19 protein-coding genes and 1 pseudogene are annotated in these 24,630 nt (G+C 74.5%); 4 read left to right on the top strand and 16 right to left on the bottom strand.

All coding sequences use genetic code 11. From position 1 onward, the window contains the following. Positions 1 to 10: 10 nt before the first annotated feature. From PV410_RS31035 to PV410_RS31065, 7 genes and pseudogenes are all read right to left on the bottom strand, one after another. Positions 11 to 280: pseudogene (locus tag PV410_RS31035) on the bottom strand (cation-transporting P-type ATPase); the annotation flags it as partial. Next, positions 277 to 948: an HAD-IC family P-type ATPase gene (locus PV410_RS31040; RefSeq protein WP_500329070.1), complete on the bottom strand. Its 672-nt coding sequence runs from the start codon at positions 946 to 948 to the stop codon at positions 277 to 279. The gene PV410_RS31040 and the pseudogene PV410_RS31035, both read right to left, overlap by 4 nt. 350 nt (positions 949 to 1,298) lie before the next feature. Then, complete coding sequence (locus PV410_RS31045) at positions 1,299 to 2,258, bottom strand: polyphosphate kinase 2 family protein (RefSeq protein WP_500329071.1); 960 nt, start codon at positions 2,256 to 2,258, stop codon at positions 1,299 to 1,301. Between the two features lie 61 nt (positions 2,259 to 2,319). Next, on the bottom strand, positions 2,320 to 3,378 hold the full coding sequence (locus tag PV410_RS31050) for an AraC family transcriptional regulator ligand-binding domain-containing protein (protein ID WP_500329072.1): 1,059 nt from the start codon (positions 3,376 to 3,378) through the stop codon (positions 2,320 to 2,322). A gap of 132 nt (positions 3,379 to 3,510) precedes the next feature. Next, positions 3,511 to 5,601 (bottom strand): SpoIIE family protein phosphatase, encoded by a 2,091-nt coding sequence (locus PV410_RS31055; protein ID WP_500329073.1) that lies wholly within the window; start codon positions 5,599 to 5,601, stop codon positions 3,511 to 3,513. 148 nt (positions 5,602 to 5,749) lie between these two features. Beyond that, positions 5,750 to 8,191, bottom strand: a complete 2,442-nt coding sequence (locus tag PV410_RS31060; RefSeq protein ID WP_500329074.1) for an ATP-binding SpoIIE family protein phosphatase — start codon at positions 8,189 to 8,191, stop codon at positions 5,750 to 5,752. Positions 8,192 to 8,291: 100 nt separating this feature from the next. Next, positions 8,292 to 9,467, bottom strand: a complete 1,176-nt coding sequence (locus PV410_RS31065) for a hypothetical protein (protein ID WP_500329075.1) — start codon at positions 9,465 to 9,467, stop codon at positions 8,292 to 8,294. Positions 9,468 to 9,631: 164 nt separating this feature from the next. Between PV410_RS31065 and PV410_RS31070 the strand changes: the two genes are divergently transcribed. Continuing rightward, on the top strand, positions 9,632 to 10,534 hold the full coding sequence (locus tag PV410_RS31070; RefSeq protein WP_500329076.1) for a hypothetical protein: 903 nt from the start codon (positions 9,632 to 9,634) through the stop codon (positions 10,532 to 10,534). 7 nt (positions 10,535 to 10,541) lie between these two features. On the opposite strand, the gene PV410_RS31075 is transcribed toward PV410_RS31070, so the two are convergent. From PV410_RS31075 to PV410_RS31090, 4 genes are read right to left on the bottom strand one after another with little or no spacing between them, the layout of a single operon-like run. Then, on the bottom strand, positions 10,542 to 11,762 hold the full coding sequence (locus PV410_RS31075; protein ID WP_500329077.1) for a PucR family transcriptional regulator: 1,221 nt from the start codon (positions 11,760 to 11,762) through the stop codon (positions 10,542 to 10,544). A gap of 48 nt (positions 11,763 to 11,810) precedes the next feature. Then, positions 11,811 to 12,119, bottom strand: a complete 309-nt coding sequence (locus PV410_RS31080) for an AzlD domain-containing protein (protein WP_500329078.1) — start codon at positions 12,117 to 12,119, stop codon at positions 11,811 to 11,813. Further along, positions 12,116 to 12,829 carry an AzlC family ABC transporter permease gene (locus PV410_RS31085; RefSeq protein WP_500329093.1) on the bottom strand — a complete coding sequence of 238 codons (714 nt, stop codon included), beginning with the start codon at positions 12,827 to 12,829 and terminating at the stop codon, positions 12,116 to 12,118. The genes PV410_RS31080 and PV410_RS31085 overlap by 4 nt, the downstream gene beginning before the upstream one ends. Positions 12,830 to 12,854: 25 nt before the next feature. Further along, positions 12,855 to 13,703 (bottom strand): AraC family transcriptional regulator, encoded by an 849-nt coding sequence (locus PV410_RS31090; protein WP_500329079.1) that lies wholly within the window; start codon positions 13,701 to 13,703, stop codon positions 12,855 to 12,857. A 111-nt stretch (positions 13,704 to 13,814) separates the two neighbouring features. Between PV410_RS31090 and PV410_RS31095 the strand changes: the two genes are divergently transcribed. Genes PV410_RS31095 through PV410_RS31105 form a run of 3 tightly spaced genes read left to right on the top strand, consistent with a single transcriptional unit; the run spans position 13,815 to position 20,196 of the window. Beyond that, the gene (locus tag PV410_RS31095) at positions 13,815 to 18,524 is read left to right on the top strand and encodes an ATP-dependent helicase (protein ID WP_500329080.1); all 4,710 of its coding nucleotides are present in this window, start codon (positions 13,815 to 13,817) and stop codon (positions 18,522 to 18,524) included. A gap of 17 nt (positions 18,525 to 18,541) precedes the next feature. Beyond that, a complete protein-coding gene (locus PV410_RS31100; RefSeq protein WP_499514364.1) occupies positions 18,542 to 19,366 on the top strand; it encodes a DNA-formamidopyrimidine glycosylase family protein in 825 nt (274 codons plus the stop codon). Between the two features lie 32 nt (positions 19,367 to 19,398). After that, on the top strand, positions 19,399 to 20,196 hold the full coding sequence (locus PV410_RS31105; RefSeq protein ID WP_500329081.1) for an SDR family NAD(P)-dependent oxidoreductase: 798 nt from the start codon (positions 19,399 to 19,401) through the stop codon (positions 20,194 to 20,196). Between the two features lie 538 nt (positions 20,197 to 20,734). Here the strand turns inward: PV410_RS31105 and PV410_RS31110 are convergent. From PV410_RS31110 to rimO, 5 genes are all read right to left on the bottom strand, one after another. Beyond that, positions 20,735 to 21,205 carry a Dps family protein gene (locus PV410_RS31110; RefSeq protein WP_500329082.1) on the bottom strand — a complete coding sequence of 157 codons (471 nt, stop codon included), beginning with the start codon at positions 21,203 to 21,205 and terminating at the stop codon, positions 20,735 to 20,737. A 161-nt stretch (positions 21,206 to 21,366) separates the two neighbouring features. Then, on the bottom strand, positions 21,367 to 21,750 hold the full coding sequence (locus tag PV410_RS31115) for a helix-turn-helix domain-containing protein (protein ID WP_018561778.1): 384 nt from the start codon (positions 21,748 to 21,750) through the stop codon (positions 21,367 to 21,369). A gap of 94 nt (positions 21,751 to 21,844) precedes the next feature. Then, positions 21,845 to 22,387, bottom strand: coding sequence for a CinA family protein (locus tag PV410_RS31120; RefSeq protein WP_500329083.1), 543 nt, complete (start codon positions 22,385 to 22,387; stop codon positions 21,845 to 21,847). Next, positions 22,384 to 23,121, bottom strand: a complete 738-nt coding sequence (gene pgsA, locus PV410_RS31125) for a CDP-diacylglycerol--glycerol-3-phosphate 3-phosphatidyltransferase (protein WP_500329084.1) — start codon at positions 23,119 to 23,121, stop codon at positions 22,384 to 22,386. The genes PV410_RS31120 and pgsA overlap by 4 nt, the downstream gene beginning before the upstream one ends. Further along, positions 23,118 to 24,602, bottom strand: a complete 1,485-nt coding sequence (rimO, locus tag PV410_RS31130) for a 30S ribosomal protein S12 methylthiotransferase RimO (RefSeq protein ID WP_500329085.1) — start codon at positions 24,600 to 24,602, stop codon at positions 23,118 to 23,120. The genes pgsA and rimO overlap by 4 nt, the downstream gene beginning before the upstream one ends. Positions 24,603 to 24,630: the final 28 nt, after the last annotated feature.

The raw sequence follows: 24,630 nt of genomic DNA on the forward strand, positions 1-24,630 counted from the left end.
TGTCTGAGTTGATGGCGGAGGTGAAGCCGAGGGTCTCGACCGAGGGCAGTTCCTTCACGATCGCGTTGCGCCGGGCGAGGTTGAGGCTGCCGACCGAGAGGATCACCTGGGTCACCGTGGGCAGCGCCTCGGGGATCGCGGCGATGGCCAGGGACACCGCGCTGACGAACAGCGCGTCCCACTCCTGGCCGCGGGCACGGCCGAGGGCGAACATCACGACCATCGTCAGGCCCGCGGCCGCGGCGATCCACAGGGTGAGGTCGTCGAGCTCCTTGGTCAGCGGCGACTGTTCCTTGCGGTGGCCGACAGCATCCCGGAGATCTTCCCCAGCTCCGTGCCCGAGCCCGTGCCGGTGACGATCAGGACGCCGCTCCCGTGCGTGACGGGGGTGTTCATGAAGGCCATGTTGGTCTGGTCGCCGGGCCCGAGGGGGGTGGCGCCCGCGGGCAGGGCGCCGGTGTCCTTGACGGCGGGGACGCTCTCGCCGGTCAGCGCGGACTCGTCGATCTGCAGGGCGTTGGCCCGGACGATCCGCCCGTCGGCCGGCACCTGGTCGCCGGCGGCGATGAGCACGATGTCGCCCGCCACGACTCCCTCGGCCGGGATCTCCGACTCGGTGCCGTCCCGCCGCACCCGCGCGGTCGCCTTCATCATCGACTTCAGGGCGTTCATCGCGCTCTCGGCCTTGCCCTCCTGGCGCAGCCCGACGACCGCGTTGAGCAGGGTCAGCAGGACCAGGAGGATGCCGGTGCTCCACTGGGCGATCAGGAACGAGACGACGGCCGCGGCGACCAGGATGATCTGCATGTAGCTGCGGTACTGGTCGAGGAAGCGCCGCCACGCCGGCGGCGGTTTCTCCTCGGGCAGCGCGTTCGGGCCGTGCGCGGCCAGCAGTTCGGTCACCCGCGCCGCCGGCAGGCCGGCGTCCGGGTCGACCTCGAACGCCATGGCGACGTCCTGCGGGGACCGGGCGTACCAGCCTTCCGGTGACGCGGGCCGTTCCCCCTCCGGGTGGGCTGCACCGTCATCGTCCTGCCTCCGATCCGGTCGCTGCGTCGGGCCGTCCGGCGGCCCGGCGGTCCGGCGGTCCCGGCCCTAGGCCGTGTCGTCAAATGAGCGCCGGCCGCCCGGAGGGCGGGCTCGGCGGCGTCTGGTGCGGTGCATCGCAAGGCGGAGAGTCGTCCTCGTAGTGGGTTACTCGGACGATTCGACAACGCAGCGTGGGGGCACCCCCGGCCGAAGGCTGGGGGAGTGCCGTACCAGGCGTCGCCGAGCAGGCGGGCATTTGACGACACGGCCTAGTGGCGCCGCGCGTCCTTCGTCCGCCGCCGGGCCGCGTACGGGTCGGCCGGCGCCCCTTGCGGGGCCTCGGCCTCCAACTCCCGCCGGGCGGCGAGCAGGTCGCGCCGGGCCTCCTCGCCGACCGTGGGGTACTGGGGGTCGATCTCCATCAGCGTGTGGGCGAGCACCGCCGCGGCGCAGATCCGCGCGAACCACTTCCGGTCCGCCGGGACGACGTACCAGGGGGCGTGCTTGGTGCTCGTCGCCGACAGCATCTCGGAGAAGGCCCTCTGGTACTCGTCCCAGTGGCGGCGCTCCCGCACGTCGGCGGCGGAGAACTTCCAGTTCTTCTCGGGGAGGTCGATCCGCTTCAGGAAGCGGGCGCGCTGCTCCTCCTTGGAGAGGTTGAGGAAGACCTTGACGACCTTGAAGCCGTTGTCGGTCAGGTAGCGCTCCCAGTTGTTGATCTCCTGGTAGCGCCGCTCCCAGATGCCCGCGCCCTTGGGCTGCTCCGGCAGCTTCTGCCGCTGGAGGACCTCGTGGTGCACCCGGACGACGAGGACCTCCTCGTAGTGGGAGCGGTTGAAGATCGCGATCTCGCCCCGCGCGGGCAGCCGCTGCGCGTAGCGCCACAGGTAGTCGTGGTCGAGCTCCTCCGCGGAGGGCACCTTGAAGCTGCTGACCCGCACGCCCTGCGGGTTCACCCCGCTCATGACGTGACGGATGGTGCCGTCCTTGCCCCCGGCGTCGAGTGCCTGGAGGCAGAGCAGCACCCCGTAGGTGTCCTGGGCGGCCAGCCGCGCCTGGTACTCGGCCAGCAGCGACACACCCGTGCTCAGCAGTCCGACGCCGTCCCGCTTCTTCAGGCTGCCCTTGTACCGGGGGTCGAAGTCCCTGGCCAGGTCCACGGTGAACCCGGGCTCCACGCGCAGCGGCTCGATGAACGCGGCTATGCGCCTGGCCTGAGTGTCCGCCATCGCCGTCCGGCCTTTCTACGAGCGGGGATACCCGCCACGGTCCGCCGCCCCGGACGGTGCGTCAAACGGACCGGGTCCGTTCGCCTGAACGGGCGGCGCCGGCCGCGGACCGGATCGGCGGCCCGGCCTGCCCGCACCTGCGCCACTCCCGCGGGCTGCAGCCGAACCGGTCGTGGAACCAGCGGGAGAACGCGCTCAGCGACGAGAAGCCCAGCAGACGGGAGACCTCCGTGAGCGACCGGCACGGGCCGGCCACGAACTTCCGCGCCAGGTCCATGCGGGTGGCGTTGAGCAGCGAGGAGAACGTCTCGCCCGAGCGGGCCAGGTGCCGGTGGAGGGTGCGCCGGTCGACGCCGAGGCTGCGGGCCACCTGCTCGATCGAGCAGCGGCCGGAGGGCAGCAGCACCTCGATCAGTTCCCGCACCCGGTCCACGACGGCGGCGTCCCGGGGACCCGCGAGCACCTGCGGCCGCCCGCCCGCGTACCCGGGCGGGCGGTCCGCAGTGGCGTTGCGGGCGTCGAGGTCGTCGTCCCGCAGGAGGATGCCGTCGAACTCCCGGTCGAACTCCACGACCGGGCCGAACAGCCGCCGGTGGGTCACCGTGTCCGCCGGTGCGGGGTGGGCGAACCACACCGAGAGCGGCTGCCAGTGGGGGTGCAGCACCTCGCGCAGGGTCCGGTGGTAGGCGGCGACGGCCAGTTCCGTGGCCTGCCGGGCCTCCATCGGCACGCCGAGCCGTACGCCCACCCTGAGGGCGGCGAGTCCGTCCGCCTCGGACAGCCGGGCGTCCAGCACCTCGTTGTACACGCGCTGGTGCCGGATCAGGACGCCGAGCACACCGCGGACGTCGGGCTCCTGACGGACGACCAGGCCGATCGGGCCCAGGTCGCGGAAGCGGCGGAACTCCGCGAGGAGCAGCCCGAAGTCCTCGTGCCCGGAGGCCTCCGCCGAGAGTTCCAGTACCTGGGCCACGGCCGCGCCGGAAATCCACCGCTCCGGGACGGCGAGCGTCGCGACGTCCAGGCCCACGCGCCTCATCAGCGTCCGCGGGTCGATGCCGAGGGAGCGGCTCAGCTCGGCGTATCCGCTGAGCGCGGCGGTACGGACCAGGGGCCGCAACGGCGCACACCCCCTCTCCGTCCGAGAATGACGGGCCCACCGTCACGCCGGGCCGGGCACGCGGCGGAGTCGGCAACCTAGCACGGCACCCGGCCCGGCCTTCGTGGACCTCGCCGCCGGCGGGCGGGCCGGTCAGCCCGCAGGCGCGGGGAGGGCCTGCTCGGTCCAGATCGTCTTGCCGTCCTCCGCGTACCGCGTGCCCCACAGGTCGGCGAGCTGGGCGACGATGAACAGCCCACGGCCGCCCTCGTCCACGGTGCGCGCGTGCAGCAGGTGCGGGGCGGCGGGGCTGGTGTCCCGGACCTCGCAGGTCAGCATCCGGTCGTTGATGAGGCGCAGCCGCATCGGGGGGCTCCCGTAGCGGATCGCGTTGGTGACCAGTTCGCTGACGATCAGCTCGGCGTTGAAGACGGTGTCCTCGTCCGCTCCCCACTCGGCGAGCCGGTCGCGGACCAGGGCCCGCGCGGTGGCGACCGCCGTGCGGTCGTCCGCGAGCGGCCAGGCGGCGACGCGGTCGGCCGGGAAGGGGCGTGTGCGGGCCAGCAGGAGCATCGGCAGACCCTGGTCGACGCCACCGGGAAGCGTGTACATGATCTCGTCGCAGATGTCCTGGAGCGGACGGTCCGGCCCCGGCCGGCCGCCCTTGAGCGGTGTGGAACCGCCCGCCAGGTGCAGGGACAGCACCGGCGAGCTGGTGAAGGCCAGGACGCTGCCCTCCGGGATGTCGAGCTCGGCGGCGGCGAAGGGCGTCCCCCCTGCGGTGCCCAGCCGCGGCCCGTCCGGGATCTCCGGGATCTGCGCGCTGCCGTCCGGCCGTACGAGCACCGGCGCGAGATGACCGGCGCGGGCCATCGTGCATCTGCGGGTCAGCGGGTCGTACACGGCGTACACGCAGGCGGCGGTGAGGGTCTCCCGGTGCAGTGGGTCGGCGGGCGGCAGTGAGGCGCGCTCGGCCGCCAGGTGCGTCGTGATGTCGTTGAGCCGGGCCAGCAGCTCGTCGGGCCCCAGGTCGAACGCGCTCAGCGAGCGGATGACGGTACGCAACTGGCCCATGCCGGCGGTGGCGTGGATGCCCTGTCCCGCCACGTCCCCGACGACCAGCGCGGTGCGGGCGCTGGACAGCGGGATCGTGTCGTACCAGGACCCCGCCGCGCCCTCCCTCGCCGCCGACAAGTAGGCGGTCTCCAGCGCGGTGTGCGAGACGGGGCGACGGGGCAGCAGCTGCCGCCGCACCGTGGCGGCGACGCTGTGCTCCCGGGTGTAGCGGCGGGCGTTGTCGATGCACAGGGCGGTGTGGTCGGCCAGCTGCAGCGCGATCTCCACGTCCTCCTCCGTGAAGGGCTCCAGGCGTTCCGTGCGGTAGAGGCTGATCAGCCCGAGCACCGTCCCGCGCAGTGCCAGCGGCACCGTGAGCAGCGTCTGCATCCCCGAGGCACGGATCGCCTCGGCGCGGGCGGGGTCGGTGGCCAGCCACGGCAGCCCGGAGTGCAGCCGCACCACGCGGGGACGCAGGTCGGACAGCGCCTGGGTGTACGGGGTCGGGTCGGGCAGGCTCCGCACGTCGCCCACCGGGTACGCCTGGGGCTGCCCGAGGCCGGCGCTGCTCCCGAACGCGGCCCGCCGCAGCGGGGTCCCCGGGGGCAGCGGCGACAGCGGCGGGTCGTCGCCGCGGACCACGTCGTCGACGACCTCCACCACGACGACGTCGGCGAAGGCGGGCACCACGGCGTCGACGAGTTCCTCGCAGGTCACCACCACGTCCAGGGTGCGGCCCACGCGATCGCGCACCGCGTTGAGGACGCGCAGCCGGGCACGCCCCTTCTCCCGCTCGGTCACGTCGACCACGGCGAGCGCGACGCCCAGGACCGTCCCGTCCGGGTCCTCCAGCCGGAAGACGGAGAGCGAGTAGGAGTGCGACTCGCCGTCCCCGGTCAGCGGGTACGTCCGCACGAGGTCCTCGATCAACGGGACGCCGGTCTCCAGCACCTGGCGCAGGCGCACCTCCACGTCGTCGGGCGAGACGACGGGATAGGCGTCGCGGAAGTACCGCCCGAGGAGGTCCTCCGAGCGCACCCCGCGCATGGCAGGGGTGCCCATGTTGACGCGGACCACCCGCAGGTCCGGGTCGAGGACGTGCAGGCCGACCGGCGACTGGGTGAACAGGGCGCGCAGGATCGCCGCCTCCGCGTCACCCATGGGAGCGGGCGGGCTGCCGTGCGCCACTGGAACCACCTCCGTCGGCGCCCGCCCGGTGGACACGGGATGGGCGCCGCCTACGGCCGTCCTCCCCAGGTTTAGTGCGAACCACCGCAACCGGCGACCCGGGCGGCCCGGATGCCTGACACCGCCAGGACACGCCGCCCCGCCCGCCTCAGGACTCGGACAGCGGCTGCTCCGCCCAGATGGTCTTCCCGCCCGCCGTGTAGCGGCTGCCCCAGCGGCTGGAGAGCTGGGCGACGAGGAACAGCCCGCGGCCGCCCTCGTCGGACAGCCGGGCCCGGCGCAGCCGGGGCTGGGTCTGGCTCGGGTCGGACACCTCGCAGACCAGGGTGTCGTCGCGGATCAGGCGCAGCCCGACGGGGTCGCCGCCGTAGCGGATCGCGTTGGTGACCAGCTCACTGGTGATGAGTTCGGTCGTGAACGCCAGGTGCTTGAGGTCCCACAGCTGCAGCTGGCTCTCCACCGCGGTCCTGGCCCGCGCCACGATCGCGGGATCGGCGGGGAACTCCCAGGTGGCGACGGAGCCGGGCGGCAGGGGGCGCATGCGAGCGACGAGCAGCGTGACGTCGTCCCCGGGCGGTTCGGCGAGGAGTTCGTCGAGGATCGCGCGGCCGGTCTGGGTGGGGGTGCGGGTCCCGCCGGGGTCCGTGGCGAGCACCGAGCACAGACGCCCGAGCCGCTCCTGCGCGGAGCCGTCGGGGTGGGACAGGAGCGGCTCGTTGAAGAACGCGAGCAGACCGCCCGGGGGGACCTCGAAGCCGACCGGCTCGAAGGGCAGGCTGTCCACGCCCAGCGCCGGACCGGGCTTGAGGCCGATCACCTGGGCGGGGGCGCCCGGCGCGGCGTACACCGGCGCGGGATGCCCGGCGCTCGCCATCTCGCAGCGGCCCTCGACGGGGTCGTAGACGCAGTACAGGCAGGTGGCGCCGACCGCGCTGCCGCCCGCCGTGCCGTCCTGGTCCTCGCCGTGCGGCGGGGCGACGTCGCCGAGCCTGACGACGAGGTCGTCCATGTGGGCCAGGAGCTCACCGGGCGGCAGGTCGAGGTCGGCCAGGGTCTGCACCGCCGTGCGGAGCCTGCCCATGGTGGCCGCCGCGTTCAGGCCGTGGCCGGTGACGTCCCCGCTGACCAGCGCCAGCCGGCTGGAGGACAGCGGGATCACGTCGAACCAGGCGCCGCCGACCGCTTCCGTCGTGCCCGCCGGTACGTAGCTGCCGGCAGTCAGCACCCCGGTGGTCTCGGTGATCGACGGCGGGAGCAGGCTGCGCTGGAGCGCCTCGACGGTACGGTGCTCGCGCGTGTAGCGGCGGGCGTTGTCCAGGCCCAGGGAGGCCCGTGAGGCAAGCTCCTCCGCGAGGCCGGCGTCGCCCGGGCCGTACGGCGGGAGGGCGGCGGTCCGCCACATCACCAGGACGCCGAGCACCAGGCCGCGGGCGATCAGCGGCACGCTCAGGAAGGACACCGCCGTATCGGGCAGCAGCAGCCGGCTGCGTTCGAGGTCCCCGGCCAGGCCCTCGCGCCAGGAGGTCAGGTCCGACCTGAAGACGGCGGCACCACCGCGCAGGTGGTCGCTCTCCAGGCTGCGCAGGCGGAAGCCGGCGCCCCGGGGGTGGATCTCGGGGGGCCAGGAGCCGTCCGAGGAGGCCACGGCTACCCTGCGGAAGGGGGCACCGAGCCGGAACTCGCCGGGTTCCTGGCCGATCAGCACGGTGTGGGTGAGGTCCACCGCGGCCAGGTCGGCGAAGCGGTGGGAGACGAGCACGTCCACGAGTTCCTGGGCGACCCTGGCGACGTCCAGGCTGCGGCCGATGCCCTCCGCGGCGGCGTGCATCAACTCCATGCGCTGGCGGGCGGCGTACTCCTGGGTGACGTCGGTGAAGATGACGGCGACCCCGACGGGGCGGTCGTTCGCGCCGTGCAGCCGGAAGGCGGAGAACGACGCCACCCTTTTGACGTCCGGTGTCCCCTGGCGCCGGGCGCTGTGCACCCAGGCGACCAGCGGCTCCCCGGTCTCGGCCACGTGCCTCAGCTGCTCCCGGAGCGCCGCCGCGTCCTTGGGGAGCAGCACGTCCTCGACGGTCCAGTCCGTCGGATCCACGCGGACGCCTGCTTCCGGCGGGAGGTCGATGCCGGAGACGAGGTTGAACCGGGTGGTCTCCAGCGCCATGTCGTGGATCGCGAGGCCGACGTGCCGCTGCTGGAAGAGGGCCCTGAGCAGTGCCTCGTCCTCCCTGCGGCGTTCGGCCACCGCGCGAGGTGTGACGGTCACGACCATCCCCCCGGTCGGGCCGCCGCCCGCGGCCGTCGGCTGCACCCGCAGCCGCACCGGGACCGTGGTGCCGTCGCTGTGCCGCAGCTCGGCGTCCTCCTCCGCTTCGGCGGCGCCGGCCGCGGGGAGGAGGCGTGCCCACACCTCCGGGGCCGTCAGGAGTTCGGCGACCGGGTGTCCGCACACCGCCCCGGGGGGCCGTCCGGTCAGCTCGTGCACCGATCCGGTGCACATGAGCACGTCGCCGTGCCCGTCGACGACGAACAGGGCGCCGCTGCCGTCATGCGGCGAGCCGAGGTTGTCCAGGTCGGTGTGTGTAGTCACCCGGTCGTCCGATGTCGTGGTTCCCCCTCCCATTCAAACCCCCGGGAGCCCGCACGCGCATCGCCACCGGGCCCGGTCGGGCGCCGTCGCCGCCGGCGGCTCAGGGCGCGGGGCGGCCGGTGACGTCGACCCGGCCGAACGCCGCGCCGGCGCCCCTCAGGGAGACTTCGCCGGGGGCGAGGTGGTCCACCCCCGGGACGCCGCCGTCCGGGGTGCCGGACAGGAGGGCGGCCAGCTCGGCGGTGGTGACGGGGGTCCCGGGCAGCACGCCGGGCGGGGCGGCGGACGCCGTGACCGTCCACAATGCGGCCCCGGCGAACACCGACTCCTCCACGCCGCGCAGCCATCTCACCAGGGCACGGCGCGACGAGGAGGCGGCCCGCTGGTGGACGACCACCCCGAGCAGCGGCCCGGCCCACCGCGCGAGCCGCTCCGGGGGCCCGGAAGCGGTCAGCTCGGGGCCGAAGGGCCGGCCGACCATGAGCAACGGCGTCCCGTGCTCGATCTTCCGCACCTCCGCGCGGAGATCGCCGTACGGCAGGACGGCCCGGGTGGCGCGGCCGGTGAGCGCGGAGAGCGCCGGCCGCTCCCCCCACGCCGCGTCCAGTTCGCCGAGCCACCGAGCCAGTTCGCCGGCCGTGGTGACCGGCCTGCGTTCGAGGACGGCCGGGTGCAGGAGGAGCCCGGACTGGTGTGCGAGGGTGTCCGGTCGCGTACGGACGAGCACCCGGCCGTCCGCGGGGCGCGGCCCGGAACCGGCCGGACGCCCGTCGCGTGCCTCCAGGCCGATCAGGACGTCGCCGGAGCGGTGGTACAGGGTGACGGCGAGCGCCTCGGGCAGCGGGTGGGCCGGCGCCTCCCGGCGCGGGACCGGTACGGGGAGCAGCGGCGACAGCTGGTGCAGCCATGCGGCGAGCGCGGCCGGATCGGCGACCGGGGCCGTGAGGCGTACCGTGCCCGCGCGCTCGCCCGACGGCACGACGCGCAGGGCGTCCGCGCCGGTGCGGCCCTCGACGCGGAGCTCGACCGAGGTCTCCCCCTGCCGGGCACCGCGGTGCGTGATGGCGCGCAGCGCGTCGGCGCCCGCGGCGGTGAGGAACCGGGCGAGGGCGCCGGTGTCACCGGCCCGGTGGATCACGCTCCCGTAGTCGGGGAAGACCGGACCGCTCCACACGTCGTACCCGGCGACCGTGTCCCCGAGCAGCTTGCGCCGCACACCGTCGAGCCAGTCGGCCAGTTCCCCGGAACCGGCCCGCCACAGCAGTGGATCGTCCACCGCGCCCCCTCCCCCGAGTTTTACGGCACATTAAGTCCAGGGTGTGCCAGGGCCGTCAACTCCCGGCGGCGGATGACCCGTACTGGGGGGCGCGTGGTCGCACGCCAGGGTGCTCCCTGCGCACTTCTGTGTGCAGAGCGCTTACGGAGGCCTACTGTGCGCACATGCCAGCAACCCCGCTAGAACGCGCCGAGCATTTCGTGTGGCTGACCGCACGCGTGCTCGAGCAGCGCAGGTTCGCGTACCACTTCCGGAACGGCCCGGCGGACGCGGTGGAGACCGCGCTGACCGCCTACCGCAACGGCGACGACGGCTACGGCCACGCCCTCGAGCCCGATCTGCGCGGCACGGTCAGCCAGCCGCTGCACGTGGCCCACGCGCTGCGCGTGCTCGACGAGATCGGCAGGTGCGCCGGCCAGCGCGCCGAGCGGATCTGCCGCTACGTGACGGCCGTGTCGACCCCGGAGGGCGCGCTGCCCGCGCTCCACCCCTCGCTGCGCGGCTTCCCCGTCGCTCCCTGGCTGCCCCTGGTCGACAGCCCGCCGGGCGGCCTGCTGGCCACCGGGCCGGTGGTGGGCACGCTCCACCGCAACGAGGTCTGGCACGCCTGGCTGTTCCGGGCCACGGACTTCTGCTGGGAGGCGATCGAGACCCTCGACAAGACCCACCCCGCCGAGGTCGTGGCCGCGATGGCGTTCCTGGACCACGCGCCCGACCGGGCGCGGGCCCGGGCGGCGGCGGCGCGGCTGGGACGGATCGTGCGCGAGCAGCGGCTCGTCGTACTGGACCCCAGGCGGCACCCGGAGGCCGCGCCGCCGTCCGGATCCCCGGACGGCGAGCACCGTTTCGCGTTCGACTACGCGCGCACGCCGGACTCCCCGGCGCGGGAGTGGTTCACGGACGCGGAGATGGACCGCGCGCTGGACTTCCTGGCGGCCGGCCAGCAGGACGACGGCGGCTGGCCCGCGCGCCGGGCCGCGTGGGCCCCCGGGACCCTGCTGGAGTGGCGGCCGCTGGTCACCCTCGACGCGCTGCTCACCCTGCGGGCGTACGGACGCCTCGCCTGAGGACGGCTCACCCGGCGGCGTCGCGCAGCAGCAGCGCGGCCAGTGCCAGGGCCGTGCCGTGCGGCGCGGCGAGGTCGAGCCCGGTGAGTTCGCAGATCCGGGCCAGCCGGTTGTCGACGGTATTGGGGTGCAGCCCCAACTGCCGCGCGGTGCTGCGGCGTTCCTGCCGGCTGCCGAGGTAGGTCCGCAGCGTCTCGACCAGGTCCTGGCGGCCCGCGATCGGGTCGAGCAGGGCCGCTATGCGGTCGCTGCTCTCGTCGCGCCGCGACAGGTGGTACTCCAGCAGCACGTCGTCGAGCCGGTGCAGCCCCGGCGGCAGCCCTCCGGCGCGCGCCACCCTCAGCACCTCCGTCGCCGTGCGGGCGGCACCGGGGATGTCCGCGGGGCCTGCGGCCGTGACGGCGGCCAGCCGCACGTCCGCGGAGCAGGCGCGGCGCAGCGGTGCGAGCAGCGCGTCGTCGCCGCCCGGCAGCACCGGGCGGCCGGGGACGACGGCGTGGCCGCCGGTGTCGTCGAGCAGGGCCGGCACCTCGGTGCCGAAAGCGCGGTCCAGCGCGGCCTGGGCCCGGCGCGACCTGCGGTGCGCGGCCGCCGGGGGGCGGCCGGCGGCGTCCTCGGGCGGGAGGTGGAGGGCGAGCACGAGGGCGCCGCCCGCCAGGCCCAGCCGCCCGGCGGGGAACCGTTCCGGCGCCAGGGAGCCGTCCAGCAGCGCCCGCACCAGGGCGCGGCGCTCCTCACGGCGTTCGGCGGCGAGCGTGCTCTGCTCGTCCAGGTACGTCTCGGAGACGGCGCCGACGATGCCCTCCTGGATGCCGATGAGGACGTCGGCGAGTTCGGCGAGCGCGGCCTCCTCGCCCGGCCGCGCCGCCTCCCGCAGCGCCCGCCACAGCACGGCGGTGCCGCGCAGATGGCCGCGCAGCACCAGGTGCAGGGGCAGCCCCTCCTCGGCCCGCTGGGCGGCGCGTTCCCTGAAGCGGTCGAAGTCGCCCCGCTCCGGCCGCTCGGCGGGAGTGCCGTGGACGACCCGGCGCAGGAAGAGCCGCAGGCCGTGGCGCGCGGTGGCGGCGAGCTCCCCGTCCTTGACGTCCGCGGGCAGCTCGGCATAGCCGGGGAGGTCGGCGAAGGCGCGCGTCGTCATGGAGCGGGCGATCTCGTTCACCCTGTGCTCGCAGCGCGCCGCGAGGGCGCGGGCCGCGTCGGAGAGGACCGGCAGGGAGTCGACCGCCATCGTCCCACCCTCACTTGCGCATCCGTTGTGACGGGTCACATTAACCCGTCACCCGGTGACGGCCCGCAGCGCTCCGGTCACCACCACCGCGACGGCGACGACCACAAGGAAGGGAGCGCGCAGCAGGAGGGCGACGCCGGCCGCCGCCAGACCCGCGGCGCGCGCGTCGATCACCAGGCCGCGCCCGTCCCCGAAGGTCTGCAGTGCGGTGAGGGCCGCCAGCAGGGCGATGGGCAGCAGCGCGGCCAGCCGCCGCACGACGGGGCGTTCCAGGAAGCCCGCGGGAACGGACAGGCCCAGCAGTTTCACGGCGTAGCAGCCGAAGGCGGTGACGCCCACGGCGATCCACGTGCTCATCGGTCGGCCTCCTTGCGGCGGGTCGCGGCCAGGACGAGCGGTGCGGCCAGCGCCGCGACCAGGACGGGCACCCCGGCGGGGAGCAGCGGCAGGCACACCAGGGCGAGCGGTACGGCGACCGCCGCCGTGGCCCGCTCGCGGCGGCCCCGCAGCATGGGTGCGAGCAGCGCGAGGAAGACCGCCGGACCGGCGGCGTCCAGGCCCCAGTCGGCCGGGTCGCCGAGCGCGGCGGCGCCGAACGCGCCGAGGAACGTGGTCAGGTTCCACAGCGCGTAGAGGGTGGCGCCGGTGACCGTGAAACCCAGCCGGGCGCTCGCCCGGTCGGGCTGCGCCAGGGCGACGGCGGACGTCTCGTCGATCACCCACTGCGCCGCGAAGGGGCGCAGTGCGCGCGGGACGCGCAGCAGTTCGGACAGCCGCAGCCCGTAGAAGGCGTTGCGCACCCCGAGGAAGAGCGCCCCGGCGGCGGCCGCCAGGGGAGCGCCGCCCGGGCCCAGGGCGCCGACGAGCGCGAACTGCGAGGCGCCGGTGAACACCAGCAGGCTGAGCGCGCAGGTCTGCAGCAGGCTCAGGCCGGCCCCGGCCGAGGTCACTCCGAAGGCGAAGCCGGACAGGCCGACGGCGACACCCACTCCCAGGGCGTCGCGGACCACCGCGGAACGCGGCTTGAGGGACGGCGGTGGGTGCGGCCGGTGCCGGCCGGCTTCCATGGGTGCTGCGGTCACCTGCCCGACGCTAGGCCGCGCCCTTGGGGCCGTCTTGTACGTTCTTGCGCTCCCGCTGGTACGCGCCCGGCGGCACCCCCACGATCCGCGTGAAGTGGCGGTTCAGATGGGGCTGGTCGGTGAAGCCCACGGCGACCGCGGCATCGGCCGGTGCCGTCCCGTCGTCCAGCAGCCGCCTCGCGCGCCGGACCCGGGCGTCGGTGAGCCAGGCGTGCGGGGGCATGCCGTACAGGTCGCGGAAGCCGCGCAGCAGCGCGAAGGGACTCGTGCCCAGCCCGGCCGCGAGCTCCGCCAGCGGCGGCGGATCGGTGAGGCGCGCCTCCAGGATCTGCCGGGCCCGCTCGGCCTTGCGGGCGCCCGCGGTGAGAAGGGCGCGCTCGGGCAGCGTGCCCCCGTGGGCGCGCAGCAGCCGGGCGACGGCGAGCCGCATCATGGTGTCGGCGGCGAGCGCGTTGCCCTGGTCGGCCGCCCGCAGCACCTGGGTGACCAGGTGCACGGCGTACGGGTCCTCTGCGACGGCGACGGTGAAGCCCGCCGTCCCGCGGATCGCCGTCGTCTCCGCCGCGACGGAGGCCACGACGTCCGTCCCGGGGTAGAGCACGCTGTACGTCCACCCCTCGGGCACGCCCGCGTGCCCGGTGTGCGCGGTGTCGGGGTTGATCAGCGCCACCGCCCCCGGCCCCGCCCGCTCGATCGTGCCGTGGTGGTGGAAGGCCTCGACTCCGTGGGTGATGCCGGCGATCACGAACGACTCGTGCGTGTGCCGGACGAACGTCTTGCGCACGTACCGTGCCCGCAGGAGATCGACGTCCGGCAGGCCCGGATGCCTCCAGAACCGCGCCCGCTCGTCCGACCCCATCCCCCCATTCTGCGCCGTACCCGCCCTCCGCCCGCCCGTCCTGCCCGGGAAGGACCGCGTGCGCGCACGGAGGGGGGCGGTTTGTCAGTGGGGCGAGGCAGGATGGATGGCATGTCGCGACGGAGCACTGGGGCCACCCCGGAGGAGCGGGATCCGGCGGGGGCCCTCGACGCGTTCGCCCCCGCCACGCGCGCGTGGTTCACGGGGGCCTTCAGCGCGCCCACCGCCGCGCAGGCGGGGGCCTGGCGCGCGATCGCCGGGGGGTCCGACGTGCTCGTGGTGGCCCCCACGGGCTCCGGGAAGACGCTGGCGGCGTTCCTTGCCGCCCTGGACCGGCTGGCGTCGACGCCGCCGCCGGCCGAGGCCAAGCGCCGATGCCGCGTGCTGTACGTGTCCCCCCTGAAGGCGCTCGCCGTCGACGTGGAGCGCAACCTGCGCAGTCCGCTGACCGGCCTGCGGCACGAGTCCGTGCGGCTGGGGCTGCCGGAGCCTGAGGTGCGGGTGGGCATCCGCTCGGGCGACACCCCGGCGGCCGAGCGGCGCGCGCTCGCCACCCGGCCGCCGGACATCCTGATCACGACCCCCGAGTCGCTGTTCCTGATGCTGACCTCCTCGACCCGGGAGTCGCTGCGCGGCGTCGAGACGGTGATCCTCGACGAGGTGCACGCCGTCGCCGGGACGAAGCGCGGTGCGCACCTGGCGCTGTCGCTGGAGCGGCTGGACGAGCTGCTGGAGCGCCCCGCACGGCGCATCGGCCTGTCGGCGACGGTCCGCCCGGTGGACGAGGTGGCGCGCTTCCTGTCGCCGCAGCGCAAGGTGACGGTCGTCCAGCCCCCGTCGCAGAAGGAGTTCGACCTGTCGGTGGTCGTCCCCGTCGAGGACCTGGGCGAGCTCGGCGGCTCCCCCGCCACCGAGGGCGACGACCCGCGGCCTTCGATCTGGCCGCACGTCGAGGAGCGCATCGCCGACCTGGTGCAGGACCACCGCTCCACGATCGTCTTCGCCAACTCGCGCCGCCTGGCCGAGCGGCTGTGCAACCGGCTCAACGAGATCGCCTACGAACGGGCCATGGGCGAGCCCCTGCCCGAGGGCGCGCCGCCCGCGGAGATCATGGCGCAGTCCGGCGCGGCGCGCGGGGCGCCGCCGCTGCTGGCCAGGGCGCACCACGGCTCGGTCTCCAAGGAGCAGCGCGCCCTGGTGGAGGAGGACCTCAAGGCCGGGCGGCTGCCGGCCGTCGTCGCCACGTCCAGCCTGGAGCTGGGCATCGACATGGGCGCGGTGGACCTGGTCGTCCAGGTGGAGTCGCCGCCCTCGGTGGCGTCCGGGCTGCAGCGCGTGGGCCGGGCAGGACACCAGGTGGGGGCGGTCTCGACCGGGGTGGTCTTCCCCAAGTACCGCGGCGACCTCGTGCAGTCGGCGGTGGTCACCGAGCGGATGCGGGAGGGCGCGATCGAGGCGTTGCGCATCCCGGCCAACCCGCTGGACGTCCTGGCGCAGCAACTGGTCGCGATGACGGCGCTGGACACCTGGGACGTCGACGAACTGCTGGCGATGGTACGCCGGGCCGCGCCCTTCGCCGCGCTGCCGCACTCGGCGTTCACCGCGGTGCTGGACATGCTGGCCGGGCGCTATCCGTCGGACGCCTTCGCGGAGCTCCGGCCGCGCGTGGTGTGGGACCGGGTGGCGAACACGGTGGCGGCCCGGCCCGGCGCGCAGCGCCTGGCGGTGACCTCGGGCGGCACGATCCCCGACCGCGGGCTGTTCGGGGTGTTCCTGGCCGGCGCCGACCCGAAGAAGGGCGGCGGCCGGGTCGGCGAGCTCGACGAGGAGATGGTCTACGAGTCCCGGGTGGGAGACGTCTTCACCCTGGGCACGACCTCGTGGCGGATCGAGGACATCACCCGCGACCGGGTGCTGGTCTCCCCCGCCCCGGGCGTGCCCGGGCGGCTGCCGTTCTGGAAGGGCGACCAGCTCGGCCGCCCGCTCGAGCTGGGCCGCGCCCTCGGCGCGTTCCTGCGCGAGGTCGCCGCCCTGGACCCGCGCAAGGGCCGGGCCCGGCTGGCCGCGGCGGGGCTGGACCCGTGGGCGGTCGACAATGTGCTGGCCTACCTGGAGGAGCAGCGCAAGGCCTGCGGCCATGTGCCCGACGACCGCACCATCGTGGTGGAGCGCTTCCGGGACGAGCTGGGCGACTGGCGGGTGGTCGTCCACTCCCCCTTCGGCGCCCAGGTCCACGCCCCATGGGCGCTCGCGCTGGGTGCCCGGCTCGGTGAGCGGTACGGCTTCGACGCGCAGGTGATGCACGCCGACGACGGCATCGTGCTGCGTCTGCCGGACGCGGATCTGATGGGCCTGGACCTGCTGGACGTGGACCCGGCGCGGCAGGGCACCGAGTACGACGCCGACCAGTCCCCGGTCGGCGCCGCAGACGTCGCCTTCGACAAGGGCGAGGTCGAGCAGCTCGTCACCGACCAGATCGGCGGTTCCGCGCTGTTCGCGTCCCGGTTCCGGGAGTGCGCGGCCCGTGCGCTGCTGCTGCCCCGCCGGGACCCCGGCAAGCGCACGCCGCTGTGGCAGCAGCGCCAGCGGGCCGCCCAATTGCTCCAGGTGGCCTCGGAGTTCGGTTCGTTCCCGATCGTGCTGGAGGCGGTCCGCGAGTGCCTGCAGGACGTCTTCGACGTCCCCGGGCTGGTCGAGCTGATGGGCGACATCGAGTCCCGCAAGGTGCGGCTGGTCGAGGTGACGACGCCCGAACCGTCGCCGTTCGCCAAGTCGCTGCTCTTCGGCTACGTGGCGCAGTTCCTCTACGAGGGCGACTCGCCGCTGGCCGAGCGGCGCGCCGCGGCGCTCTCGCTGGACTCCCGGCTGCTGGCGGAGCTGCTGGGCCAGGCCGAGCTGCGCGAGCTGCTCGACGCCGACGAGATGGTGGAACTGGAGCAAGAGCTGCAGTGGCTTACCGAGGACCGGCGGATCAAGGGTCCCGAGGGGGTCGCCGACGTACTGCGCCTGCTGGGCCCGCTGGACGACGCCGAGCTGGCCGCGCGCGGAGCGGAACCGGGCTGGGCGGCCGGGCTGGAGGGCGCGCGCCGGGCGATCCGGGTCCGCGTCGCGGGCGTGGACCGCTGGGCCGCCGTGGAGGACGCCGGGCGGCTGCGGGACGCCCTGGGCACCGCCCTGCCGGTCGGTGTGCCGGAGGCCTTCACCGAGCCCGTCAAGGACCCGCTGGCGGATCTGCTGGCCCGCTACGCCCGTACGCACGGGCCGTTCACCTCGGCCGAGGCCGCCCAGCGCTTCGGCCTGGGCACCGCCGTCGCCGACGGCACCCTGCACCGGCTCGCCGCGTCCGGCCGGGTCGTGCAGGGCGAGTTCAGGCCCGGCGGCGCGGGCCACGAGTGGTGCGACGCCGGTGTGCTGCGGCGGCTGCGGCGGCGCTCGCTGGCGGCGCTGCGGCACGAACTGGAACCCGTGCCGCCGGCCACGCTGGCCACCTTCCTGCCGCAGTGGCAGCACGTGGGCACGCACGGCCTGCGCGGCCTCGACGGTCTGGTGCGGGCCGTCGAGCAGTTGCAGGGCGCCGCCGTCCCCGCCTCGGCCCTGGAGAAGCTGGTCCTGCCCGCCCGTGTGGCGGACTACACCCCGGCAATGCTGGACGAGCTGACGTCGGCGGGCGAGATCGTGTGGGCGGGGGCCGGCGCCCTGCAGGGCAAGGACGGCTGGCTGTCGCTGTATCTCGCGGACACCGCGCCCCTGTTGCTGCCGCAGCCCCAGCCGCTGGAGCTCTCCCCGGTGCACCACGCGGTCCTGGACGGGCTCTCGGGCGGCTACGGACTGTTCTTCCGGCAGATCTCCGAACAGGTCCGCGCCGCCGGGCACGAGCTGTCCGATCCGGAACTGGCCGAGGTGGTCTGGGAGCTGGCCTGGTCGGGCCGGCTGACCAACGACACGCTCGCGCCGCTGCGCGCCCTGCTCGGCTCCGGCCGTACGGCGGGCTCCACCGCGCACCGGGCGCCGCGCGCGGTGCCCCGTGGCCGCTACGGCGCCTTCACGGCCCGCACCGGCCGGCCCGCGCCCCGCGTGACGGCGTCACGGGGCGGGCCGCCGACGACCGCGGGCCGCTGGTCCCTGGTACCGGAGGCGGAGCCCGACGCGACGCACCGGGCGCACGCCCTCACCCACGCGCTGCTGGACCGGCACGGCGTGGTCACCCGGGGGGCGGTGGCCGCCGAGGGTGTGGAGGGCGGCTTCTCCGCCGCGTACCGCGTCCTGTCGGCCTTCGAGGAGACCGGCCAGGCGCGCCGAGGCTACGTCGTGGAGGGGCTGGGCGCGGCCCAGTTCGCCATGGACGGCGCGGTGGACCGCCTGCGGGCCATCAGCAACGCCCGGGACCGCGAGGACGCCCGGCACGACAAGGCCCGCACCGTGGTGCTGGCCGCGGCCGACCCGGCCAACGCCTACGGCGCCGCCCTGCCCTGGCCCGAGCAGCCCGCCGGGGTGACCCACCGGCCGGGACGCAAGGCGGGGGCCCTGGTCGTCCTGGTCGACGGCGAGCTCACGCTGTACGTGGAGCGCGGCGGCAAGACCCTGCTGGCCTGGCCCGGCACCTCCGCGGCGGAGGGCGACGGCCGGGGAGGCGCCGGCGCGGACGAGGAGCGGTTGCAGGCGGCCGCCGACGCGCTCGCCCTGGCCGTGCGTGACGGTGCGCTCGGCCGGCTCACGGTGGAACGCACGAACGGCGAGTCCGCCCTCACCTCGGTGCTCGGCCGGGCCCTGGAGGCGGCCGGCTTCCATGCGACACCCCGCGGCCTGCGGCTGCGGGCCTGAACGGGACAGGGGGATCCGTGCCCGAGGGCGACACGATCTGGCTGGCCGCGCACCGGCTGCACTGGGCGCTGGCGGGGCACGTACTGCTCCGTGCGGACCTGCGTGTGCCGCGGCTGGCGACGACCGACCTGTCGGGACGCCGCGTGGAGGAGGTCGTGGCCCGCGGCAAGCACCTGCTGATCCGGGTCGAGGGCGGGCTGACCCTCCACTCGCATCTGCGCATGGACGGTTCCTGGCAGTTGTACGCACCCGGTGAGCGCTGGCGGGGCGGTCCCGACCACCAGGTCCGGGCGGTCCTCGCCAACGCCGAGCGGGTCGCGGTCGGCTACCGGCTGCCCGTGCTGGAGCTGCTGCGCACCGCCGAGGAGGACCGGGCCGTCGGCCACCTCGGTCCCGATCTGCTGGGCCCGGACTGGGATCCGGCCGAGGCGCTGCGCCGGCTGACCGCCGACCCGGCCCGGCCGGTCGGGGAGGCGCTGCTGGACCAGCGCAATCTGGCGGGCATCGGCAACGTCTACAAGTGCGAGGTGTGCTTCCTGCGCGGCGTCACGCCCTGGATGCCGGTCGGGGAGGTCCCCGAGCCCGAACGGGTCGTCGAGCTCGCCAGGAAGCTGCTGCAGGCCAACAAGACCCGGCACGGCCACATCACCACCGGCGACACCCGGCGCGGCCGGACGCACTGGGTGTACCGCCGGGACCGGCACGGCTGCCTGCGCTGCGGGACGGCGATCCGCGTCGCCGAGCTGGGCCCGCCCGGCCAGACCCGTGCGACGTACTGGTGCCCGCAATGCCAGCGCGGCCCCGCGCCCGCGTCCGCACCGGCGCCGCGGCACACCAATTGACGGACCGTCAGATCCGGTCGTACCGTCGCCGCATGACCGTACCGGCGTACGACCTCACCGGGCGCACCGCTCTGGTCACCGGCGCCGCCAGCGGCATCGGCCGGGCCTCGGCGCTGCTGCTCGCCCAGGCCGGGGCCACCGTGACGTGCGCGGACGTGGACGAGCCGGGCGCCCGGCACACCGCCGGGCTCGCCGTGAAGGCCGGCGGCGCGGCGGAGGCGCGTGCCGTGGACGTCACCGACCGCGCCCAGGTGGCCGAGGCGGTCGCGGCGATCGTGGCCACCCACGGACGGCTGGACGTCCTGGCCGCCATCGCGGGCGTCATGCACTCCAGTTCCGTCCTGGACACCGACGAGGCCGACCTGGACCGGGTGCTGTCGGTGAACTTCAAGGGGGTGCTGCACTGCGCCCGCGAGGCCGCCCGCCCGATGGCCGAGCGCGGTGCCGGCAGCATCGTCACCATGGCCTCCGGAGCCATCGACACCGGCGCCCGCGGGCTGCTCTGCTACAGCGTCTCGAAGGCCGCCGTCGTCCAGCTGACCCGGACCCTCGCCACGGAGCTGGGACCCCGCGGCGTGCGGGCCAATGCCGTGGCGCCCGGCTTCATCCGCACGCCGATGACGAGCCACCACGGCACCGGCCCGGACGGCCTCTTCGACGAGCGGGCCCAGGCGCGCGCCGAGGAGGCGCTGGTGCGCGCCGCGCCCCTGGGCCGTGTGGGCGACCCGCAGGACGTGGCGCACACCGTGCTCTTCCTGGCCTCCGACGCCTCAGCCTTCACGACCGGCCAGATCCTGCGCCCCAACGGGGGCGTCGTCATGCCCTGGTAGTGACTGACTTCGCGGACCCGGAAGTCTTCCCGGCAGCCCTCCCGGCGCCGGGCCCTCAACCTCACGGACGGCCGCCGGAGCGGCGGCTGATGATCCCCGTGACCACCTCGCCGTGTGCAGGGGGACGATGCTGAGCCCCCAGCCACCGGCGACGACCAGGCCCTCGAAGGAGCCTGCCTGCGCGGGCTGGGCGATGAGCCTCAGCAGGGCCCACCACCACACCACTCCCGCGACGAAAGCGATCGCCCAGCGGACCGGCCGCCGGGCCCACAGCTCGTGAAACAGGCGGAGAACGTGCATGGCCGCCTCCTTCGGAGCCCCGAGGTTGCGGCGGGTATCACCAGGGACCCAATCCCGGGCTTTCCCCGTACACAGGTGCGATCCCCTTCCGGCAAGATCTCTAGACCTCTGCCGCCCCACCCCGCACGACGTTCACCCGGAAGGAGGACACGTACGGCTACTACCTGCGACATTCCGCCGCCCGAGCGCAACCCAGGGCGACCGGCCCCGATGCTCCCGCCGACGACGCCCCGCCGGCCTAGACGTTCTCGGCCTGGAACATCCAGTGGTGCTTCTCGAGCTCGGCGGCGAGCCCGATCAGGATGTCCTGGCTCACCGGATCGGGCTTCTCCGTCGCCTCGATCCCCTGGCGCACCCGCCTGATCACGGCGTCCAGCGCCACGATCATGACCGAGACCACCTTCTCGTCCTTGATCCAGCCGTCCGGCACCTCGTCGATCCTGCTGCTCTTGGAGACCGTCCCCGCGCGCCCGTCCGGCGTCACCCCGATCGCGGCCGCCCGCTCCGCGACCGTGTCGGCGTAGGTCCGCGCGGTGGTCACCACGTCGTCGAGCTGGAGGTGGACCGACCGGAACCGCGCCCCGACCACGTTCCAGTGCACCTGCTTGGCGACGAGCGACAGGTCGATGAGATCGCTGAGGGTGTGCTGCAGGGCCTCACCGACGGTCTTGCGGTCGGCCTCGGGCAGCGTGCTCTTCACGACGGTCATGCTGCTCCTCCTCGGGAATTGCCTGGCGTCGTAGGACCACCTCCACGGCGGCCCCGCCTCATGAGCGCCTTCCCCGGATCCGCGGACCACACGCGGACACGCCGTGGCCCCGGCCGGTTGCCCACCGGCCGGGGCCACGGTTCGGAACTGCTTGGTGTCGCTCAGGCCGCGACGACGTCCACGGCCTCGGTGGGCGCCTTCGGCGCCTTGATGGTGACCCGCTCGTCCGGACCGGACGGTACGGACGGAACCGCGCCCAGCAGCGGCCGCATAGGCGCGGCTGCCGACCCGACAGCAGCCGACTCGGCGAGTTCGGCAAGCGCCAGATCGTCGCTGACCTCCCGCATCACCTCGGACATCGGGACGTCCAAGGCGTCACAGATCGCGGAGAGCAGTTCGGAGGAAGCCTCCTTCTGCCCTCGTTCGACCTCCGACAGATAGCCCAGGGAGACCCGGGCGGATGAGGAGACCTCACGCAGGGTGCGGCCCTGACGCTGGCGCTGCCGACGCAGCACGTCACCGAGCAGGCGACGGAGCAGAATCATCGGTGGCTCCCTCCTCGGACCGCGAATTCGCAACCTTCTTGCCCCACCGTACCGCCTCCGACACCGGCCGTGCGGGGAGCGATGACGTGTTCACTCAGGGCTGCAAACATCCCTTCCCCCCGCTGTCTTCCCTACCCTTCGCCGTCGGGGATTCGTCGGGTGTTCCCCCGCCCGTCAGGAGCGTCTGCTGCAAGAGGGTCAGAACGGCGTTCACGGTGGTGGTACGGATTTCGGCACGGTCGCCGTTCAACTGCAGTCTCTCGCACCACGAGCCGGTCGGCCCGGCGACCGCCACGAAGACCGTCCCGACCTGCTGTCCGTCCTGCGGGTCCGGGCCGGCGACTCCGGTGGTGGACAGCCCCCAGTCGGCGCGCAGCACGCGCCGCACGCCCTCCGCCATCCCCCGCGCGACGTCGGGGTCGACGGCCCCGCGTTCGGCCAGCAGCGCGCCGTCCACGCCCAGCACGTCCCGCTTCAGTTCGGTGGCGTACGCGGTGACCGAACCGCGGAAGGACCTGGAGGCGCCGGGCACCGAGGTCAGCTCGGCGGCGACCAGGCCACCGGTCAGCGACTCGGCGACGGCGAGCCACTGCTGCCGCCCCTCCAGCAGCCCCAGCACCTCGGCGGCGACGTTCACGCGCCCTGTCCCTGCTCCTCCGGGAACTCCAGCGGGACGTCCTCCGCGAGCGCCCCCTCCTCCTCGTCCGCGCCCTCGTGCGCCCGGCGCACGGCGGCCGCGCGCTGCGCGGCCAGTCCGGCCCGGCGCATGACGACGGCCTGGCGCACGTAGTCCAGGCCCGTCACCACGGTCAGCACCACCGCGGCGCCCATCAGCACCGCCCGCAGCGTCGCCAGCGGCCCGGTGAGGATCAGGATGTACATGCCGACGGCGACGCCCTGGGTGAGCGTCTTCAGCTTGCCGCCCCGGCTGGCCGGGATCACCCCCCAGCGGATCACCCAGAACCGCATCAGCGTGATGCCCAGCTCGCGGAAGAGGATCACCGCGGTGACCCACCAGGGCAGGTCCCCGAGGGCCGAGAGCCCGATCAGCGCCGCGCCCATGATCGCCTTGTCGGCGATCGGGTCGGCGATCTTGCCGAAGTCGGTGACCAGCCCGTAGCGCCGGGCCAGCTCGCCGTCGAAGAGATCGGTGATCATCGCGATGGCGAACGCCGCCCACGCGAAGGAGCGCCACGCCGGGTCGTGCCCGTCGTCGTGCACGAGCAGCACGACGAAGCCCGGCACCAGCAGCAACCGCACCATCGTCAGGACGTTGGCGATGTTCCACAACGAAGGCCGCCGGACCGCGGCCGCCGGGGCGGCGGGTGCGGACCGGTGGTTGCCGGCGGCGGACGCCGGGACTCCCGTCATCTGCGCGCCTCCTGCGTCGTGCCAAGCGGCTCCGCGACGAGGTCGACGCCTTCGGTGTCCACCACCTTCGCCGCGACGAACGATCCGGGCACCAGGCCCGCGCGGGAGGTCAGGACGACCTGGCCGTCGGTCTCCGGCGCCTGGTGGGCACCGCGGCCGACCGCCCCCTCCTCCTCGTCGACGGAGTCGACCAGCACCTGCACCGTCGAGCCCAGCCGCTCCTCGGCACGCTGCGCGGTCAGCTCCTCGGCCAGCCGCGAGACCCGGGCCAGCCGCTCGGCGACGACGTCCTCGTCGAGCTTGCCGTCGTAGCCGGCCGCCTCGGTGCCCTCCTCGTCGGAGTAGCCGAAGACGCCGATGGCGTCGAGCCGGGCGGCGCCCAGGAAGCGCTCCAGCTCCTCCAGGTCCGCCGCCGACTCGCCCGGGAAGCCGACGATGAAGTTGGAGCGGACCCCGGCCTCCGGCGCCTTGGAGCGGATGGTGTCGAGCAGCTCCAGGAAGCGCTCGGTGTCGCCGAAGCGGCGCATCGCGCGCAGCACCCCGGGGGCGGAGTGCTGGAAGGACAGGTCGAAGTACGGCGCGACCTTGGGCGTCGAGGTCAGCACGTCGATCAGGCCCGGGCGCATCTCGGCGGGCTGCAGGTAGCTGACCCGGATCCGCTCGATGCCGTCGACGGCGGCCAGTTCCGGCAGCAGCGTCTCCAGCAGCCGGATGTCGCCGAGGTCCTTGCCGTACGAGGTGTTGTTCTCGCTGACCAGCATGACCTCCTTGACGCCCTGCTCGGCCAGCCAGCGCGTCTCGCCGAGCACGTCCGAGGGGCGGCGGGAGATGAAGGAGCCCCGGAAGGACGGGATGGCGCAGAAGGAGCAGCGGCGGTCGCAGCCGGAGGCCAGCTTCACGGAGGCCACCGGGCTGCTGTCCAGGCGGCGGCGGAGCGGTGCGCGCGGCCCGGAGGCGGGCGCGACGCCCTCGGGCAGGTCCGCGGGGGCGGGGACCGGCTCCGTGGCGCTCTGCGCGTGGCCGGGCAGCGCGACCTCGCTCACGGCCTGCCGGGCGGCCGGGCTGACCGGGAGCAGCTTGCGGCGGTCGCGCGGGGTGTGGGAGGCGTGGACACCGCCGGAGAGGATCGTCTGCAGGCGGTCGGAGATGTTCGCGTAATCGTCGAAGCCGAGCACGCCGTCCGCCTCGGGCAGGGCCTCGGCCAGCTCCTTCCCGTAGCGCTCGGCCATGCAGCCGACCGCGACGACGGCCTGGGTGCGGCCGTGGCCCTTGAGGTCGTTGGCCTCCAGCAGGGCGTCGACGGAGTCCTTCTTGGCGGCCTCGACGAAGCCACAGGTGTTCACGACGGCCACGTCGGCGGCGGCGGCGTCCTCGACGAGCTGCCACCCGTCCGCCGCCAGCCGGCCGGCGAGCTCCTCGGAATCCACCTCGTTACGGGCGCAGCCGAGCGTGACAAGAGCGACGGTACGGGGTTCGGACATAGGCTCAGCCTACTTTGTCCCCGACGGG

Origin of the sequence: Streptomyces sp. PA03-5A (genome assembly GCF_033792725.1) — a bacterium.
In the GTDB taxonomy this organism is placed as follows: domain Bacteria; phylum Actinomycetota; class Actinomycetes; order Streptomycetales; family Streptomycetaceae; genus Actinacidiphila.

Excerpts from the sequence above, each read along its gene's own strand:
- pgsA (WP_500329084.1), bottom strand. The coding sequence starts at position 23,121 with ATGACGGGAGTCCCGGCGTCCGCCGCCGGCAACCACCGGTCCGCACCC.
- PV410_RS31070 (WP_500329076.1), top strand. The coding sequence starts at position 9,632 with ATGCCAGCAACCCCGCTAGAACGCGCCGAGCATTTCGTGTGGCTGACC.
- PV410_RS31115 (WP_018561778.1), bottom strand. The coding sequence starts at position 21,750 with ATGATTCTGCTCCGTCGCCTGCTCGGTGACGTGCTGCGTCGGCAGCGC.
- rimO (WP_500329085.1), bottom strand. The coding sequence starts at position 24,602 with ATGTCCGAACCCCGTACCGTCGCTCTTGTCACGCTCGGCTGCGCCCGT.
- PV410_RS31095 (WP_500329080.1), top strand. The coding sequence starts at position 13,815 with ATGTCGCGACGGAGCACTGGGGCCACCCCGGAGGAGCGGGATCCGGCG.
- PV410_RS31090 (WP_500329079.1), bottom strand. The coding sequence starts at position 13,703 with ATGGGGTCGGACGAGCGGGCGCGGTTCTGGAGGCATCCGGGCCTGCCG.
- PV410_RS31045 (WP_500329071.1), bottom strand. The coding sequence starts at position 2,258 with ATGGCGGACACTCAGGCCAGGCGCATAGCCGCGTTCATCGAGCCGCTG.
- PV410_RS31105 (WP_500329081.1), top strand. The coding sequence starts at position 19,399 with ATGACCGTACCGGCGTACGACCTCACCGGGCGCACCGCTCTGGTCACC.
- PV410_RS31080 (WP_500329078.1), bottom strand. The coding sequence starts at position 12,119 with ATGAGCACGTGGATCGCCGTGGGCGTCACCGCCTTCGGCTGCTACGCC.
- PV410_RS31110 (WP_500329082.1), bottom strand. The coding sequence starts at position 21,205 with ATGACCGTCGTGAAGAGCACGCTGCCCGAGGCCGACCGCAAGACCGTC.
- PV410_RS31085 (WP_500329093.1), bottom strand. The coding sequence starts at position 12,829 with ATGGAAGCCGGCCGGCACCGGCCGCACCCACCGCCGTCCCTCAAGCCG.
- PV410_RS31040 (WP_500329070.1), bottom strand. The coding sequence starts at position 948 with ATGGCGTTCGAGGTCGACCCGGACGCCGGCCTGCCGGCGGCGCGGGTG.
- PV410_RS31075 (WP_500329077.1), bottom strand. The coding sequence starts at position 11,762 with ATGGCGGTCGACTCCCTGCCGGTCCTCTCCGACGCGGCCCGCGCCCTC.